This is a genomic window from Gloeotrichia echinulata CP02 (assembly GCA_038087035.1).
GTDB lineage: Bacteria > Cyanobacteriota > Cyanobacteriia > Cyanobacteriales > Nostocaceae > Gloeotrichia > Gloeotrichia echinulata.
In genome coordinates this window covers 6,441,175-6,459,099 of the sequence record CP051187.1, presented here as the reverse complement: position 1 = coordinate 6,459,099, position 17,925 = coordinate 6,441,175, and the positions used below count along the sequence as shown (strand labels likewise).

Annotated in this window: 14 protein-coding genes; 10 read left to right on the top strand and 4 right to left on the bottom strand. The window is 42.4% G+C overall.

From position 1 onward, the window contains the following. Positions 1–509 precede the first annotated feature (509 nt). From HEQ19_28745 to HEQ19_28710, 8 genes are all read left to right on the top strand, one after another. A complete protein-coding gene (locus HEQ19_28745; protein ID WYM02878.1) occupies positions 510–1,571 on the top strand; it encodes a radical SAM protein in 1,062 nt (353 codons plus the stop codon). A gap of 422 nt (positions 1,572–1,993) precedes the next feature. Then, positions 1,994–3,442, top strand: a complete 1,449-nt coding sequence (locus HEQ19_28740) for an NHLP bacteriocin system secretion protein (protein WYM02877.1) — start codon at positions 1,994–1,996, stop codon at positions 3,440–3,442. Then, a complete protein-coding gene (locus tag HEQ19_28735) occupies positions 3,429–5,654 on the top strand; it encodes an NHLP family bacteriocin export ABC transporter peptidase/permease/ATPase subunit (GenBank protein ID WYM02876.1) in 2,226 nt (741 codons plus the stop codon). Before HEQ19_28740 ends, HEQ19_28735 begins: the two co-directional genes overlap by 14 nt. Positions 5,655–6,021: 367 nt before the next feature. Continuing rightward, positions 6,022–8,904 (top strand): NHLP bacteriocin export ABC transporter permease/ATPase subunit, encoded by a 2,883-nt coding sequence (locus HEQ19_28730; protein WYM02875.1) that lies wholly within the window; start codon positions 6,022–6,024, stop codon positions 8,902–8,904. 442 nt (positions 8,905–9,346) lie between these two features. Further along, positions 9,347–9,550: a type II toxin-antitoxin system HicB family antitoxin gene (locus HEQ19_28725; GenBank protein ID WYM02874.1), complete on the top strand. Its 204-nt coding sequence runs from the start codon at positions 9,347–9,349 to the stop codon at positions 9,548–9,550. Beyond that, complete coding sequence (locus HEQ19_28720) at positions 9,547–9,771, top strand: type II toxin-antitoxin system HicA family toxin (protein ID WYM02873.1); 225 nt, start codon at positions 9,547–9,549, stop codon at positions 9,769–9,771. The genes HEQ19_28725 and HEQ19_28720 overlap by 4 nt, the downstream gene beginning before the upstream one ends. A 1,125-nt stretch (positions 9,772–10,896) precedes the next feature. After that, positions 10,897–11,361 (top strand): hypothetical protein, encoded by a 465-nt coding sequence (locus tag HEQ19_28715; protein WYM02872.1) that lies wholly within the window; start codon positions 10,897–10,899, stop codon positions 11,359–11,361. Positions 11,362–11,835: 474 nt separating this feature from the next. After that, positions 11,836–12,609, top strand: coding sequence for a hypothetical protein (locus tag HEQ19_28710; protein WYM02871.1), 774 nt, complete (start codon positions 11,836–11,838; stop codon positions 12,607–12,609). A 120-nt stretch (positions 12,610–12,729) separates the two neighbouring features. Here the strand turns inward: HEQ19_28710 and HEQ19_28705 are convergent, their stop codons facing one another. Next, positions 12,730–13,293, bottom strand: a complete 564-nt coding sequence (locus tag HEQ19_28705; protein WZI67048.1) for an RNA-guided endonuclease TnpB family protein — start codon at positions 13,291–13,293, stop codon at positions 12,730–12,732. 87 nt (positions 13,294–13,380) lie between these two features. Between HEQ19_28705 and HEQ19_31450 the strand changes: the two genes are divergently transcribed. Both HEQ19_31450 and HEQ19_28700 read left to right on the top strand, forming a co-directional pair. Next, entirely contained in the window at positions 13,381–13,560 is a 180-nt protein-coding gene (locus HEQ19_31450; GenBank protein ID WZI67047.1) for a hypothetical protein, read from the top strand. Continuing rightward, positions 13,479–13,667: a hypothetical protein gene (locus tag HEQ19_28700; GenBank protein WYM03677.2), complete on the top strand. Its 189-nt coding sequence runs from the start codon at positions 13,479–13,481 to the stop codon at positions 13,665–13,667. Before HEQ19_31450 ends, HEQ19_28700 begins: the two co-directional genes overlap by 82 nt. Before the next feature lie 790 nt (positions 13,668–14,457). Here HEQ19_28700 and HEQ19_28695 read toward each other — a convergent pair. From HEQ19_28695 to HEQ19_28685, 3 genes are all read right to left on the bottom strand, one after another. After that, positions 14,458–14,904, bottom strand: coding sequence for a DUF2127 domain-containing protein (locus HEQ19_28695; protein ID WYM02870.1), 447 nt, complete (start codon positions 14,902–14,904; stop codon positions 14,458–14,460). Positions 14,905–14,968: 64 nt separating this feature from the next. Further along, the gene (locus HEQ19_28690) at positions 14,969–15,730 is read right to left on the bottom strand and encodes a circadian clock KaiB family protein (protein WYM03676.1); all 762 of its coding nucleotides are present in this window, start codon (positions 15,728–15,730) and stop codon (positions 14,969–14,971) included. Between the two features lie 602 nt (positions 15,731–16,332). Continuing rightward, entirely contained in the window at positions 16,333–17,643 is a 1,311-nt protein-coding gene (locus tag HEQ19_28685; GenBank protein ID WYM02869.1) for a type IV pilus twitching motility protein PilT, read from the bottom strand. Between the last annotated feature and the right edge of the window lie 282 nt (positions 17,644–17,925).

Genomic DNA, 17,925 nt, shown 5'->3' with positions numbered 1-17,925 from the left:
TTTATAGCTTAGAAATTGGTCTTTTATATTTTTTAGTAAGGATTCAGGTCATACCAATCAGGTAGGGTTTTCCGGGGATTAGCCACAGATTTATTATATTCTCAATAATAATTCTGCAACACCTATATTCTCGTGCCTTATGGCGACTAAAGGTATGTTAATAAGCCAAACTCAATTTTGTAACTGGTTATGTGAGTGGTTTTCAGACACTTGAATCCTTACCTTACTCTTTTTAAAAGACCAAATATACCTCAGTTCTATCATGCCGACTTACTAAATTCTAATTCTCTCTTAACTTACTCCGGTTGTTAAGGAAAATAAAGATTCAGAATTTTAGATTATATTTAGTTCGACATTGCTGTTGAGAGAAATTGGAATGTTTGTATGCAAGTGATCGCTGCACTTGGCTAAATATTAACCAGGATTTTAGTGATCATGCTTTTTGTCAATAAGTTTAGATTCTCTTTCCTATTTATAGGGAATAAATTCTCGAATTTAGAGGTGTTATTATGGCTGTAACAGTTTTGAACAAAGCTAGTGCTATCGATACTGATGATGTCAGACGTGTGCGATTAATGTCTGATAAGCGTCTTGAATTAATTATTTTACCGACAGAACAGTGTAATTTTCGTTGTATCTACTGTTATGAAGATTTTTCCGTAGGGCGGATGCAGCCAGAGACGATAGCAGGTATTAAAGCTATCCTTGCAAAACGAAGCCCAAATTTAAGTTATTTAAATTTAGCTTGGTTTGGTGGAGAGCCACTTGTGTCCAAAAATATTGTATTAGATATTTCTGAATATGCCCTGTCCCTAGCATCCCAGTATCCTCATCTCCATTATTCAAGTAACATGACCACAAATGGTTACTTGTTGGATTTCAATACAGCTTGTGCTTTAGCCGATGCGGGAGTGACAAAATACCAAATTTCTCTTGATGGTCCTAGAGAAATTCATGACCAAAGTCGTATTCGTGCCGACGGGAAAAGCACATTTGAACGCATTTGGACTAATCTACTAGCAATTCGCAATAGTTCATTACCAATTTATATAAATTTACGCCTGCATTTCACTGTTGATAGGGTAAATATTCTCGACCCATTATTAGAGGATATCAAAAGAGAATTTTTACCTGATTCAAGGTTTTCTGCTTACTTTCAATCGATTGAACCTCTCGGAGGTAGTAATGCTGCTTCAATCAAGATGTATTCAGGGGCTGAAAAAAAGGCAGCCGCCAAAAGTCTCGAAGCAAAATTATTTGGCGAGAATTTGCAATCACCACAAAATAGTGCCTTGCCAGATGACTATGTTTGTTATGCATCACTTCCCAACTCTTTAGTAATTCGTGCCAACGGTTCTGTGGGTAAGTGTACAGTAGCCCTTTCTGATGAACGCAACAATATTGGCACGTTACGGTCTGATGGTCGGCTTGATCTCATACCAGGTCGTTTTGCTCCTTGGGTTCGGGGAATTCAAACCCTTGATCCTGATGCATTAGGCTGTCCTCTCGTTTCTTTGCCAACAAGTGATGAAATAGCGACTAATTTGCAAACAAAAGCACTTGCTGTGTAGCAAAGAATAGCAGTCATATTCAGGATTTGCTGATACACCATTGCTCTGGTACGCGACTGTTATTGATTTAATTGTACTGTGCGAAGAACTTGATTTCCCCGACTCTAAATTGTTTACGCAGGAGGTTGCTAAGGATGCAGCTACTTGGAAACATCTACCCCAAAAGTTTTCTTCCCTGCTAGGTGTCCATCCAAAAACTGAGGCTGCATAAAATCCAGATTAGTTATGATTCCCACAATCGTTGCACCCCACTCCTTAATTCCCTAAGCGCAAGGATGCTGAGTCGCGAATGGTAGGTCTGTCCCCTCACCCTAGGAGAAAATCAGGGTTTTTGGCGTCGTTGAATGATCTGTAGGGGCGCAAGGCCTTGCGCCCCTACCCACAATCGTCCTCACATAGCCGATAAAATGGGTGTACAAAAAATGCTCCACCAAAAACGTAGTATATTCCGCAAAGAATCCCTAGAGCGGCTATCATCACCCGAAAGACTAGACCAATTGATGCAGGTAGTCAGCCCCAAAAGCTGGCTACCCCTAGCCGCCTTGGGTTCTATCCTCACAGTAGCCGTCATCTGGAGCATTTACGGACGCATCCCCGTTACCGTTCAAGGTCGAGGAGTGCTGATTTACCCCAGCAAAGTTGTACCCCTACAATCAAAAAGCGCGGGACAGTTAATTGCTCTGAATATCAAAGTCGGTGATATCATCAAAAAAGGGCAAGTACTGGCGACCATTGACCAAGCTGAACTCCGCAAGCAACTGCAACAGCAACAAGCTAAACTGACGGAACTACAGTCACAAGACCAAGCGGTTGCTTCATTGCAAGGGGTAAGACGAGAACAGGAGCAACTCTCAAGAGAGCAACAACGTCAATATCTCCAGCAACGCATCGGGGAATTGCAAGCTGTAACACCGCTGCTGAAAACCACAGGTAATACCTCCATAGGACAGCAACGCCAAGGCTTACAGCAACGCCTCAAGCAAGCCCAAGGGTTGAATCCTGTTTTCCTCCAGAGAATGAAAAGCCGCCAACAGTTATTTAAACAAGAAGGGGCGATTTCCGGCGATGAAGCCCTCAAAGCGGAACAGGAATATCTGCAAAACCTGGAAAAAATTGCCGACATCCAGAACCAATTAAAGGAACTGGATGTAAAGACGACGGAAACAGAAAGAGACTATCATCAAAACCTGAGTACTATTTCTGACCTCCAAGCCCAACTCAAAGAATTGGACAGCAAACGCGCTTCTGTGGCTCAACAAGACCTAGAAAATGCCACTGCCCGCAAAAAAGAGATTCAAGAAGTGAAGCGGGAAATTGCCAAATTACAACTGCAATTAGGCGACAATAGCCAAATTATTAGTCAATACTCAGGACGCATTTTAGAAATTACTCTGACGCCAGGACAAGTTGTCAATGCTGGTACTCGTCTAGCAACCATTGAGGCGGAAAATCCCCAAAGTCAGCTGGTGAGTGTGACTTATTTCCCTGTGGCTGAGGGTAAGAAAATTCAGTCAGGGATGAAAATTCAAATTACGCCGCAAACTGTCAAACGGGAACGCTTTGGTGGTATTGTGGGTAATATCACTAGCATTTCACGGTTTCCCATTTCCAAAGAATCAGCCGCTGCAGAGGTGGGCAATGCGGAAGTGGTGGAAGGTCTGCTATCTCAACAAAAGGAAGGTTTAATCCAAGTATTTTCTGACCTAGAGCTAGATTCTACCACACCAAGCGGCTACAAGTGGTCTTCTTCCACCGGACCGCAAACAAAAATCTCTTCTGGAACTACTACCCTTGTGCGGGTCAAGGTCGAAGAACGCGCCCCCATCACCTTTGTGTTACCAATCTTGAGGGAATACAGTGGTATCTACTAATCAGACCGTAACAACAGGAATTAATCCTTGGCAATACCTGCTAACATTAGTCTCTGGTAAAAGCACAGGACGGGTAAAAACGCCGACTGTTTTGCAAATGGAGGCTGTGGAATGCGGTGCTGCAGCTTTGGGGATTATTCTTGGTTATTATGGACGCATTGTACCCCTAACGGAACTGCGTCGAGAGTGTGGTGTCTCCCGCGATGGTAGCAAAGCATCGAATATGGTCAAAGCTGCTAAAAGGTATGGACTGGAAGCGAAAGGCTTTAAAAAGGAACTGAAGCAGTTACAAGCTTTGCGCCCTCCATATATCATATTTTGGCACTTTAACCACTTTGTTGTAGTAGAAGGATTTGGCAAAAAACGGGTTTATCTCAATGACCCAGGGACCGGACCGCGTACGGTATCACACCAAGAATTTGACGAGGGGTACACTGGGGTGGTGCTGGTCATGGAACCCAGCAAAGAGTTTGTCAAAAGTGGTCGCAAAACTAGTATTGCGGTATCCCTGTGGGAACGGTTGAGCGGTGCTGCTGGGGCGTTAATTTATTGCCTAATTGCCGGTTTTTTGTTAACCTTAGTTGGGTTAGCTGTGCCCGTGTTAACCCAGGTATTTGTCGATGATATCCTGGTGCAGCAAAGACAGGATTGGTTACGTCCTTTGCTGGTAGTCATGGCTATTATAACTATACTCCAAGGGTCGCTCACCTTACTGCGGTTAAAGTATCTCCGCCGGTTGAAGATTAAGCTGGCTATTGGGATGTCTAGCCGCTTTTTTTGGCATATTCTCCGCCTACCTGCGAGTTTTTACGCTCAACGCTTTGCTGGAGAAATCAGCGATCGCACTCATCTTAATGACGAAGTTGCTAATGTCCTTTCGGGAAAATTGGCGACTACGCTCATTGATGCAATTATGGTAATATTCTATGCCTTAGTCATGGTGCAATACGACTGGGTACTAACCTTGATTATGGTAATTTTTGCAGCTATTAATATCGTCACATTACAGTCAATTTCCCGTCAGCGGGTCGATGCGAATCAGCGGTTAATGCAGGAATATGGCAAAGCGGCTGGTATTTCGATAGCGGCTTTGCAAGGTATAGAAACTATCAAAGCATCTGGTTTAGAGTCAGATTTCTTTGCTCGCTGGTCGGGTTACTATACCAAAGCAATTAATTCCCAGCAGCAACTGGGGACAACCAATCAGATATTCTCTGTCTTACCGGTACTTTTGTCAGCCCTTTCCTCAATGCTATTATTAGTAGTCGGTGGTTTGCGGGTGATGGATGGACACTTGAGCATTGGGATGCTAATAGCTTTTCAAGGGTTAACCCACAGTTTTCAAGAACCGGTGAACAATCTGGTCAACTTCGGTACAAGTTTGCAAGAGTTAGAAGGTAATTTAGTCCGCTTAGATGATGTGCTGGACAACCCGATTGAGGAGACAGGGAACCCGAAAGAAAGAGAAACCGATTTTTCTGTCCAATCCAAATTGCAGGGATATGTCGAATTGCGGAATATCACCTTTGGCTATAGTCGCTTAGAACCCGCACTCATAGAAAACTTTAACCTATCAATTAAACCAGGACAGCGGGTTGCTTTGGTAGGTGGGAGTGGTTCTGGTAAATCTACTATCGCCAAACTAGTTAGCGGACTTTATCAACCGTGGACAGGGGAAATTTTGTTTGATGGTACATTGAGAGAACAGATTCCCCAACAAATGCTGACCAATTCTGTGGCAATGGTAGAGCAAGATATCCTACTATTTGGCGGAACTGTCAGAGACAATTTAACCCTATGGGATTCGACAGTCCCAAACAACAGCCTGATGAGAGCTTGTAAAGATGCCGCTATTGACGATATAGTTCTTTCAATGTCTGGAGGTTTTGATGCAGAACTGATAGAAGCTGGAGCCAACTTAAGCGGGGGACAACGCCAGCGGTTAGAAATTGCGCGTGCTTTGGTAAATAACCCCTCAATTCTGGTCATGGATGAAGCTACCAGCGCCTTAGACGCCGAGACAGAAAAAATCATTGATCAGAATTTGCGGCGACGGGGTTGCACCTGCATTATTGTCGCACATCGTTTAAGCACTATCCGCGACTGCGATGAAATCATTGTCTTGGAGCGAGGAAAAGTAGTGCAACGTGGTACTCATCAACAATTGTGGCAAGTCGAGGGCGCTTACTCGCGGTTACTTAGCAATTTGTAACTTTGTCATTTGTTATTTGTCATTGGTCATTTGTCATTTGTCCAACTCCAAACTCTTCACTGTGACTACAACTCCTTACTCCTTACTCCTTACTCATTACTCATTACTCCTAACTCCTACTCCCTTCCCGCTGGAAGATTACCGTTCGCGGAGCGTCCCGTAGGGAAATAATTTTTAGCTCACGCAAAGGCGCATTCGCGGAGCGTCTGTCTTCGACACGCTACGCGAACGCAGAGAAGGCGCAAAGAAGGAAAATTATAGATAATCTTAGACCGGGAAGGGAGTAACTCCTAACTCCTAACTCCTAACTCCTAACTCCTAACTCCTAACTCCTAACTCCCAACTCCCAACTCCCCATGAGGTGACAATGCGCGGTCAATTGTACCAAGTAAATGGTAATCAACCAATTCTTTTAAATGACCCTTTGCGGGTAAGGCTTGTTCAGTCTGGCTCTGTGGCTTTGTTTGCTGTGACTGTCAAGGATGGGGTAATTGAAGGTACTCGGCGTTATCTGTGTAGTGTCAATCCCGGTGAGGCGCTGTTTGGAACCGCTGTAGGTTCTGGTGGTGAACAGCGTCAGATTTTAGCTGTGGCGATAGGTGAGACGGAATTACTACAACTACATCCAGAATATTTCGCTGATTTAATCGCTCATGGAGATGAAAGTGCGATCGCTTTGGTAGAATCTTGGTTGAGGCAACTTGGTACTGCTTTATCTTCAGTGGCTACTTTGGCGATGTCAGAAAAAATCGGCGGAATCGGTCGATTTTCTCTGTCTAATGGTCAAGTTTTCCAACCGGATGCGGGTGTTTTGAGTTGGTTAGAAATTACAGATGGGAATCTCAAGTTTCTGGGGTTTGAGCAATTAACTCTGACTAGTTCTACGGGTATTTTTCCCCTGAGTGAGCAAATGTGGTTAGAAGCTGTGGATGCAGTTCAATTTGCTACTGTTTCTACTCCCGAAATTAAGGAGTGGGAGATAATTGTCACGGGGGTATCCCAGTTTAATATTCAGATTTTACACTCTATTGAGATTTTAGACAAGCAAGAAGCTGAAGCGGAATTAATTAGATTGCGCGATCGCCAAAATCTCAATCGTCAAGTCACGGCTGAGGCTCTCGGTGAACTAGCATCGACGCTGAATCAGCAAGCTATCGATTTTTTCGCTGATGGTACACCGTTATTGGTCGCTGCTGGTGCTGTGGGCAGAGCGATGGGGATAAAAATTCGTCCGCCGGCGCGTTCGGAAAATCTCCAGCGGGTAAAAGAACCATTGGAGGCGATTGTCCGCGCTTCCCGCATTCGGATGCGCCAAGTGCTGTTGCGAGATAATTGGTGGGAGCAGGATTGTGGTCCGCTATTGGCTTATACTGAAGATAATCAACCAGTGGCATTACTCCCAGTTTCCCCTACTGTCTATGAAATATTCCAGCCTGGAGAACACAGTCGCGTCAGAGTCGATGAATCCATAGCTGCAAGAATCTCTCCTGTGGCTTATATGTTTTATCGGTCTTTACCCGAACAAGCATTTAGAGCTATAACTTTAGTGCAATTTGCGCTCAAAGGAAGGGTTAAGGATCTCCTGACAATTTTTTGCACGGGTATTGGGGTGACAATGTTAGGAATGTTTACTCCCCAAGCCACGGCGATGATTATGGATAATGCTATTCCAGATAGCGATCGCGGATTATTGCTGCAAATTGGTTTAGGTTTACTGGTTGCTGCTGGGGGTACAGGCTTATTTCAGATCGCCCAGGGATTTGCACTGCTGCGAATCGAAAGCGCTGGCGATGCTTCTACTCAAGCTGCTACCTGGGATAGATTGCTGAATTTACCCGTATCCTTTTTCCGACAATATACCACAGGCGATTTACTTTCTCGTGTCACTTCTGTCAGTGCAATTCGTCGTCAATTGGGTGGTAGAACGCTCATCAATCTCTTCACGAGTTTCTTTACACTGTTTTACCTCGGACAATTATTTTATTATAATTCTAAACTAGCTTTAGTTGCCGTTGGCGTGGCAATAATTGCGATCGCCGTCACTACCTTTTCTGGGTTGCTGCTGCTGCGTCAGGTACGTCCCCTACTAGAAGTCAAGGGAAATATTTTTGGACAGACAGTACAACTAATTAATGGTATTTCTAAATTGCATATCGCAGGCGCACAAGAACGCGCTTTCGCCTTCTGGAGTAAAAACTACAGTCAACAAGTCAAGCTAGAATTAAAGACACAACAAGTGGAAGACGCGGTGGCTCTGTTTAATGCCATCATGCCCATAGTGACCAATGGAGTCCTATTCTGGTTTACCCTCAAACTACTTGAAGAGTCAAAAAATGCAGGAACTGTCGGTTTATCCGTGGGAACTTTTTTAGCCTTCAACGCCGCTTTTGGCAGTTTTATTCAAGGAACCAGCAACCTCAGCAACACAATTACCGAAGTCTTACAAATCATCCCCCAGTGGAAACGCACTAGTCCAATTTTAGCCAGTATACCAGAAGTCAACCTCAGCAAAGCCGATCCTGGGAGACTCCAAGGGCGAATTGTTGTAGACCATGTTACTTTCCGCTATCGCCCTGATGGACCAATCACACTTGATGATATCAGTCTTCATGCAGAACCAGGAGAGTTTATTGCCTTAGTTGGCAGTTCTGGCAGTGGTAAATCGACTATGTTAAGATTACTGCTGGGTTTTGAGTCTCCAGAATCTGGTGGAATTTACTACGATGGTCAAGACCTATCTGGATTAGATATTGAAGCAGTCCGCCGACAATTGGGCGTGGTCTTACAAAATAGCCAATTGACCTCAGCTTCGATTTTCGAGAACATAGCCGCAGGCGCTCACATTACCCTAGAAGAAGCTTGGGAAGCAGCCCGTTCTGCTGGTTTCGCTGATGATATCACCGCCATGCCCATGCAAATGCATACTGTAGTCAGTGAAGGTGGCGGAAATATTTCTGGGGGACAACGCCAACGTCTGCTAATTGCTCGCGCCCTAGCATTGAAACCGCGAATTTTATTTTTTGATGAGGCTACCAGCGCTTTAGATAACAGAACTCAAGCTATTGTAAGCCAAAGCTTAGATAAATTGCAAGTTACCAGAATTGCGATCGCCCACCGACTGAGTACAATCCGCAACGCTCATCGTATTTATGTCCTCCAAAGTGGGCGAGTTGTCCAACAGGGAAGCTTTGAGGAATTAACAGCAGTCGAGGGGTTATTTGCTCAGTTAATGGCGCGACAAATGACTTAAAAAGTAGAGACGAGATTTTGGGCGTTGCTGATTTACAGCAATTTTCACTCATTTGAACCACAGATCTTCGTAGGGGCGCAAGGCCTTGCGCCCCTACCCTGTGGTCTATTTACCTGAAAATGGCTGTAAAGTATGAATTAGTCTCACGCATACTGCAGAGCAGAACCCGCAGGGTAGCCGTATTCGCGGAGCGTCTGTCTTCGGCACGCTACGCGAACGCAGAGAAGGCGCAAACGCGAGTGCGTCTGTCTCCGACACGCTTCTCTACGAGCGCCGAAGGCTATGCGTTCGCGTAGCGTCCCGCTCTTAACGCAGAGAAGAAGGAAAATTATAGGTAATCTTAGACCGGGAAGGGAGTAATAACGACCAAAGCCAGCACGGTTTATTTGCGCCGATCTGATCTATTTATTATTAAAATAATTATATTCCAGAGGAATTAGCGATGAAATGGCGTGTGATTCTTGAACCAGACCCAGAAACAGGTGATTGGGCTATATGGTGCCCAGAGTTACCTGGCTGTACTTCTGCAGGAGAAACTCAGGAAGAAGCTTTAGAAAATATTACAGAAGCTATTCAATTGTATTTACAACCTGAATCTATTCAGTTAGCCCCAGGCGCGATCGCACGGGAGATTATTGTCTCATGAGTGAACGCATCCGGCGCATGACGGCTAAGGAGGTTGAAATTATTCTGAGACAATATGGATTTGAACTGATTTCTCAAAAAGGTAGCCACCGCAAATGGCGAAATGAAGACCTTGGATTACAAGTGATTGTACCTGAACATCGAGGGCGTACTTTACCAATTGGTACATTACACAGCATATTTCAGGGTGCCAAAATTCCTGAGTCTGAATGGAGAGGTTGATATACCCGAAAAATATAATATAACTATTTTTTGGTGAAAAGTACTTAGTGATGTATCAAATACTTTTAGAACCCCCTAAATCCGGTTCTTGCGTACTTAACGTGCTAAATTTTTAATTACAGTCGATAACTTTGTTTTAAAATCAAGGCTTACAGGCGCTTATAGCCAAAATTTTAATCATCAGACCTAAAAGGCAGTAAATAATGGCTGTCATCTTATCCCAGCAAGGATTTCAAGCTTATTTTTCAACATATTTAGCACGCTAAGTACGCAAGAACCAGACCCCTGACGCTCGTTCGCTCTTAGAGGTTGTTTGAAAAACAATAATACAAATACAAATACAAATACAAATACAAATTACACCCTGTACAAATTAGTCTTATCAGTATGAAAAACAATAATACAAATACAAATACAAATTCAAATTACACCCTGTACAAATTGTATTTTATAGCAACCCCCAAGCTGGTTAGGACAAAAGATAGGTAAGTCATTCCCGCTTTCGCGGGAATCCATATCCTCATCGTTATGGCGGTTGCTATATGTATACCAAATAACAAAATATTGTTCCAACTGTTAATAACTACCTTTAGATAGATAGTAACTTCTTGCTAATTATGGAAAAATCAAACTTTATAGGACTTACAGATTGGTAAAAAATCCCAAATATGTATGTGTGATGATAAAGACGTGATCTGTCCTAGGGTTTTAGCAATGCGCTTTAGCCCGAAAAAGCAGATCTATTTACCATCAAAATAACGATTAATCAAAGCCGGAAACGGCTTATTTTGGTAAAAGTATACCATCATAAAAAACTCCACCCACAAGGGGATGAAGTTTCCCGGCGACTTCCAATTAATTGATACAGTGCATAACTCCTACCTTAGTGTCTGAAAATCTGAACTTCAGTCCTTGATGATGCTGTGAATACGTAAGTTCTAAATAAGTACAATACCGTTGAACCAACGTTTTTATTGGGTTTAAAGGATGCAAAATTTTGGGACTCGCGCATAGCTTTATGCTTCCAATGTTAGGACTTACTGACAATCCAGCAACGCAACAATAAGGGTTTCAGACATTAAAATACTCGGTTATGCTTCTAAACCCTGAGATCTTTTGGGTATAGTGACACCTGTTCCCACTAAAAGACTTTTTCAGCAAACCCTACTTAAATCAATTATTTTTGGAGTTTCTCCTATGCCTGATGTCGAAATAGTTGTAAATGATATACAAACGAAAATTAAAATATGGCAAAAAAGACAAATTAGGAATCAAAAGTTTTCTTATGCCGTAAGTTTAATAGTAATTTTAGGAGGCCTTACTTCTAGTACTTTAGCATTATTAGGCGGTAATAATGCTAAAATATGGGGTGGTATTTCAGGGGCTGTAGTCGTTGCAGCAAAAGCTGCTGGTGATACTTTTGGTTTCACAAAAAAATCTGCAACCTTAAAAAGTATGGCGACACAAGCAGAGATTATAGCAATGACACTAAAAGAGAGTAAAGCTGAGACTCTAGACGATGACAAAATACAAAACTGCCGTAACCAGTTCCTTTCATTAGTTAAAATGGAAGCTGATTTAGGGGGGTGAGTAGCAACCGAGCGGGAATCCATATCCTCATCGTTATGGCGGTTGCTATATGTATACCAAATAACAAAATATTCTTCCAACTGTTAATAACTATCTTTAGATAGATAGTAACTTCTTGCTAATTATGGAAAAATCAAAATTTATAGGACTTACAGATTGGTAAAAAATCCCAAATATGTATGTGTGATGATAAAGACGTGATCTGTCATAGGTTTTTAGCAATGCGCTTTAGCCCGAAAATGCGGATCTATTTACCATCAAAATAACGATTAATCAAAGCCGCAACCGGCTTATTTTGGTAAAAGTATACCATCATAAAAAACTCCACCCACAAGGGGATGAAGTTTCCCGGCGACTTCCAATTAATTGATACAGTGCATAACTCCTACCTTAGTGTCTGAAAATCTGAACTTCAGTCCTTGATGATGCTGTGAATACGTAAGTTCTAAACAAGTACAATACCGAGGTATTTGGATGTTATTTTGGATAAAGTTATCAAAAATCACCACTTGTGCCGCATTTTTTGCATTGGGTTTAATTATTAGAACGCCAGTTGCTAATGGTGCTACTCCGTACTTAGGAAATCAGCCGTACAAAAGCTTTAACGATAGTCCCTTCCAAGGGCTTAGTTATTCGTACTTTCATCTGGAAGATTTTGAAGACGGCTCTCTGAATACACCAGGTGTCACAGCCTCTGCTGGTAAAGTAGTTTCGCCGAATACGTTAACCGATTCTGTAGATGGCGACGATGGATCTATCGATGGTAGCGGATCAGGTGGTCACAGTTGGTATTCTCAAGGTAGCTCGATTTTGAAATTTTCTTTCAATTCCAGTGTTCTTGGGACTCTACCCACGAATGTCGGTATTGTTTGGACTGACGTTGGATTCTCTAATGTTGGCTTTGGATATGGTAAAGTTAACTATGAAGCTTTTGACGCAGTTGGTACTTCTTTAGGTATTTTTGGTGTGAATTCTGTCGGCGATGGCGATGTTAGTGGAAAGACTGCTGAGGATAAGTTCTTCGGTGCGACTTACGCTGGAGGTATTTCTGCTATTCAAATCAGTATGCCAGATAGTACAGACTGGGAGGTTGATCACCTACAGTATGGTCGCGCAAAGCCTGTTCCTGAACCTACAACTTTTTTAACTTCGCTTTTTGCTGTTGTTATGGGTGTAGCTTTACGTGGTAAAAGTAGGCGGAAACTAGCCGATAAAATCAAAAGCAATATTTGCTATAGTTCCAAGTAGCAACCAAGCAGATTGACTCAGCTGTACCAAGTAAGTAGAAACCGCTCTATTAAACTTACCCAAAACTACCTAAGTCTAGACAAAACTTTCCACTGGTAGTTTTGGCGTTAACTTCCTGTTTCATCGTGGTCTGAGGATGACTCCTAAGAGGTTTGTCCACTCCACAGACAATCTCGGTAGAAGCTCTACCGTTTCTGACCGTTCAGGAATAAAAATATTCTCAAACCATCGGTTTATATTTTTAGCTGCGTTTAAATCTCTATCCTCAGTGTTACCGCAATCAGGACAGACATAAACGCGGTTTTTTAATGGCATTATATGACGATGATTACCGCAATTAGAGCAAATTTGAGAACTAGGAAACATCCTATCTACAAGGATTAATATACTAGAGAATTTCTCTGTTTTGTACTCTAGCTGACGGCGAAACTCATACATACCACAATCAGCAATCGCACCTGCTAACTTGTGGTTTTTCAAAAAAGCCTTAACTTGTAAATCCTCTATCTTTATAACGCTGTGGTTTTTAGCTAGATAGTGAGTCAATTTGTGAATTGAATCTTTACGGATGTTTGACACTTTAGGGTGTAATTTAGCCAGCTTTTTCACAGCTTTGGCGCGATTTTTAGAGCCTTTAACTTTTTTGCTCACACGACGCTGGGCACGTTTTAAACGCTTACTCATACGTCGATAAGCTTTAGGGTTAGAAAACACTTTACCAGTGCTATAGCGTTTCTCGCCCTAGTTAGGTACACTCGTAGGGGCACGGCAATGCCGTGCCCCTACACATCGCGATATGATATTGTACCGAATCTGAATGTGTTGCGCTATGAGTTTATCTGGAGGTTGTCAAGCATCAGCCTGGATTTATCTCTGCTAAATTATTCCAGAGCGATGATGGCACTAGAGTCACTGCGATCGCTAATTGGGAAAGCGCAGAAAATCTACTAGCCTTGAGAGAAACTCAGGGTTTTAAAGATTTGCACAATCAGGAATTTTATAATGCGATCATTTCCAATGATGCTCATGTTTACAGCAACTCACCAGAAATTGTATAATTTGTGTGAAATCTCTATTTCAACATCAGCAACAAAATACCCCACCCAGGCAATCCTGAGTAGGGTTTTCAATCAAAACATTTCTTTAAACCCAGTCTTATTTTACACTGAGAATTTAAATGAGTATTGTGGGGCGATACCCCCCACTTTACTTTTTATTCCATTTTTCAGTTTTTAATCTCTGTTAGATATATAAATATATGTCTCATTAATATACTTGTATCAATAGTGCATGAGCTTGGACTTGATACGAGGCATCTTGAGTCTTTTTCCTTGCATAGTAAGGCTAATAGACCGGGGAAAAATCAGTATGTATGTTCACATATCAAATGTATTATATCAAAAATTTACTCTTATCAGAGAATAATATTAACTTAGCTTATGAGTTTACCAAATGGCTTAGGCGTAGCCCGTCGTACACATCGCCACTGGGATCAGGTCGAATATACTCAATACTCAAAATAGTATTTTTGTCAAGCGTAAAATCACATGGATTTAGAATGTAAATATTGCAGCAACCTTGATCACCGAATTTGAGATTTTTTTGAATCGAGCAAGAGCATCGATTTCTGGGTTATAGCAGGGGACTGGGGACACAACGACCGCTCAGTGCATCGCTGGGGACTGGGGACTGGGGACACAACGACCGCTCAGTGCATCGCTGGGGACTGGGTTACAAGTCTGATTGTGTCTAGGTTTTATCATCAGTTAATGTCCTAAGCACTTTGGCGGTTGCTATAAATCCAAAATCTCAAATTGATGGATCTATTCCAAACTGAATTTATAGCAATTAGTGATGATGTTTAGGAAAGTTGCGGAATAAATACCAAAATACTCCTGCATTCACAACAAACACAATTAATTTTAGGAAAGAAATACCCCGAATTAATTCATAAACTTCTGGCGGAATACTGATACCTACAAGAACCAAGACTAGAACATGTGCCCAGCGCTTTTCGTACCATAAGCCAACCGCTTCAATAGCGGTGACGACTGCATAAATTCCTGATGCAATACTGCTGAAAGCTAGGGTTTTGCGATTAGAAGCCAGAATTTTTTCTACAAGCCAATTGATAATTTGCGCTTTACCTTCTAATACATAATTATCAGAAAAATCTTCAAGACTATGATGATTTTTTAAGGCCAAAAATATCGCTACAGAAGTAACCATAAGTAATGCGGCTACAAAGGATTTGTAATATACAATGGCTATTAACCCAAATGGACGTTTTTTCAATTAACTCCTCAACGGATATTATTTACAAACTGCTGATGGCCATCAAAATTTTTATTGAAAATTTTTATTGCGCGCCTAACATTTGTAGGATTTTCTCCACATGATCCAACTCGCCAACAATGCGCCGAATTGGGAGAGGCCAAACCTTGACGATAGTAGGAGTTGCAGAAACCTGATCAATTTCTGCTTGTTCTGGATTAGTTAAAACATCAATAACTTTGAGAGTGTAAGGGTGTCCGAGCGATCGCTCTAAAAGTTCGTGTAGATTGTGCAGAATGCGTTCAGTTGCTGCACTATGACCAGCAACAAACAGCCGGAGAACATAACCTTGTGTTTGGAGTTGCGATCGCTCTACATTTGCTGCCAAAGTATGGTACTTTGGTGCAGCTTCGCCAAGGTCTAAACGCATAATTAAATCATGGTCTTCCCACAGTTGGGGAAAAGAAGAGCGATAACTAGCCAAAACCATGCGATCGCACAACCCTTCTTGCCAAGGTGCTGGTTCCCATAATAAATCCCCTGTGCCAAAAATGGTGTTAAGCACAACCTGATGGCGGATAATCGCCGGATAAGCTTCCGCAAACACTCGTACTTGTTGGGTTCGCGGATCTAACCAATGATCAATAGTCGCAGTGTAGCAAGGCACCAAAAAGTGAGGCGGTTCTGGTAAATCTAAAATTTCCTGTAAAGCAGCGCACAAATGCAAATGCCATCGACCTTGCTTGCTAGGGTCGATACAATAAATTAAATCTCCGCCTGGTGTAAATAAGGCAATGCCTTTAAACAGATCGGGTTTAGATGGTTTGTCTGTACTCAAGTCAGTTATGGAAACGAGGGAACTGATAGGTGAAAAGTAAAAAATTGTGTAGTTTACCTTTTACCTGTTACCTTTTACTGTATTACAAGTATCTGCCACTCAGACCTGTTGCCAAACGAAAACTATACCAATTCAAAAAATCTTTGCAACACACCGATAATCTGTAGGGGCGCAAGGCCTTGCGCCCCAGATGCAATGACCAATGATAACCGTTACATAAGACCTACTCAAAGCTATTCAACTATGCGCTTTTCTATCATAGATAACTGGCTCAAAAGTTAGCTTTGATGCTTACTTCCTCTTTCAACCTGGAAGAGTCGGCTCTATCCAGTCCAGAGGCTAAAACGGTCTAACTGACCGCTATATGTGTCGAAGTTCTAGAAAAACTTCTTTTTTTTGAGGCGCTACTAACGACCCTCTGTCTATGGAACTTGCACTTCGCCTGTGGCACGTTTACCAAACGCCAGTCTAAGCTGGAAGGGTTATCCTCTGACGGCACGGTTGTTAACCGTTACTAATGCTGATATTCTAACACATTTTCCGCAATATCTATTCAAAATTGACTAATTATGAACAGAGATGTGTAGGAATTATGTTACAGTTTCCATCCCTTAGACTCGACCTCGAAGGAATTGAGCCATTTCGTTGGGAGTTGGTGACATTTCCAAAGCGGTTTCTTCAGTAATGCGACCGTCTTGGTAGAGGTTGAGCAGCGACTGATTCATAGTAATCATCCCATCAAAACCAGCTTGCTTCATCAACTCGCCAATTTCATCGTATTTACCATCCTTAATCCATTCTTTAATCGCCTCAGTGTTGATGAGAATATCGTGGAATGCTGCACGCTTACCATCGGTAGTGCGGCACAAACCTTGGGCAATTACGGCCACTAAACACTCTGAAACTGCTACCCGCATTGAATCCTGTTCTTCTGCTGTATAGAGATTGAGTATCCGCTCAATAGTTTTCACAGCGCTATTGGTGTGTAGGGTTCCCATCACCAAGTGACCAGTTTGAGCAGCTTTGAGTGCCGTGTTGACTGTTTCTTTATCCCGCATTTCCCCCACCAGAATCAAATCTGGGTCTTCTCGTAAAGCGGCTTTCAAAGCATTGTCAAATTTGCGGGTATGCATTCCCACTTCCCGCTGTTTGACTAAAGACTTGCGACTTTGGTGGACAAATTCAATTGGGTCTTCGATGGTAATGATATGCTTGGCCATCTCTTTATTGATGTAGTCAATCATTGCCGCCATTGTTGTAGACTTACCAGAACCCGTTGGACCAGTCACCAAAATTAAACCTTTGTGGGAATGGCAAATATCCCGAAAAATTGGGGGTAAGCGCAACTGTTCCATCGTCAAGATTTTCAGCGGAATCAACCGCAATACCATTGCATGGCCTTTGAGGGAGCCAAAAACATTGATCCGCACACGAGCAAACTCGTACTGCGTGGCACCGTCAAATTCTAGGTGTTCTTCAAACCGCTGAATTTCCGCTGCGGTCATCACCTCCTTTAACCAACTCATGAACATCTCATGATCAGTTTCTGGATACTCTGTGGCGTTGATTTCTCCTCGGTTGCGGAAGCGAGGTACTTCGCCTACACCCAAGTGGATGTCAGAAAATCCTTGATCAAAAGCTTCTTTGATGAGCTGCTCTAAAGTCAGTTGGGAATTGCTACTTTTTTCAGGAACTGAATTAGGTATTGGCGGTGGAGTGCTTGGACGATGACCCGCAACAGATGCGGACTGGTTGGGGGTCTTATAGGATGACAAGTCCAACGTTTGTGCTGACATGTCCAAGGTTTGTACAGGCTGGCGCTGTGTACTCAATGTTGGTGGTGGTGGTGGTGGCGGCGGTATTGGCGGCAAATTCCGCATGGAAGCAGGGTTAGAATTCGATTGACGTTGAGAGTCTGTCATATATCTTTATATTTTTAACATGTGGTAGACAAAAGCTGGAATCGGTCAAAATTAAATCCTGAACGCTTTGATGGCAATGGCTGGGCGAGTGGTTGATCTCCTTCTACTCCCAATTGCCATTTTTAGTATCTTTTTTGACATAAAATCTACATCATTGAATAATTTAATTGAAATTTTTCAACCATGTAAACTTGTTTAACACACCAAATCCCTGATTAAGCTTCAGTATATATACGATATAATTTAGCAATATTTAGAACTAAATTATGGGACGGCTAATAC

Excerpts from the sequence above, each read along its gene's own strand:
- HEQ19_28745 (WYM02878.1), top strand. The coding sequence starts at position 510 with ATGGCTGTAACAGTTTTGAACAAAGCTAGTGCTATCGATACTGATGAT.
- HEQ19_28740 (WYM02877.1), top strand. The coding sequence starts at position 1,994 with ATGCTCCACCAAAAACGTAGTATATTCCGCAAAGAATCCCTAGAGCGG.
- HEQ19_28730 (WYM02875.1), top strand. The coding sequence starts at position 6,022 with ATGCGCGGTCAATTGTACCAAGTAAATGGTAATCAACCAATTCTTTTA.
- HEQ19_28725 (WYM02874.1), top strand. The coding sequence starts at position 9,347 with ATGAAATGGCGTGTGATTCTTGAACCAGACCCAGAAACAGGTGATTGG.
- HEQ19_28720 (WYM02873.1), top strand. The coding sequence starts at position 9,547 with ATGAGTGAACGCATCCGGCGCATGACGGCTAAGGAGGTTGAAATTATT.
- HEQ19_28710 (WYM02871.1), top strand. The coding sequence starts at position 11,836 with ATGTTATTTTGGATAAAGTTATCAAAAATCACCACTTGTGCCGCATTT.
- HEQ19_28705 (WZI67048.1), bottom strand. The coding sequence starts at position 13,293 with ATGAGTAAGCGTTTAAAACGTGCCCAGCGTCGTGTGAGCAAAAAAGTT.
- HEQ19_31450 (WZI67047.1), top strand. The coding sequence starts at position 13,381 with ATGCCGTGCCCCTACACATCGCGATATGATATTGTACCGAATCTGAAT.
- HEQ19_28685 (WYM02869.1), bottom strand. The coding sequence starts at position 17,643 with ATGACAGACTCTCAACGTCAATCGAATTCTAACCCTGCTTCCATGCGG.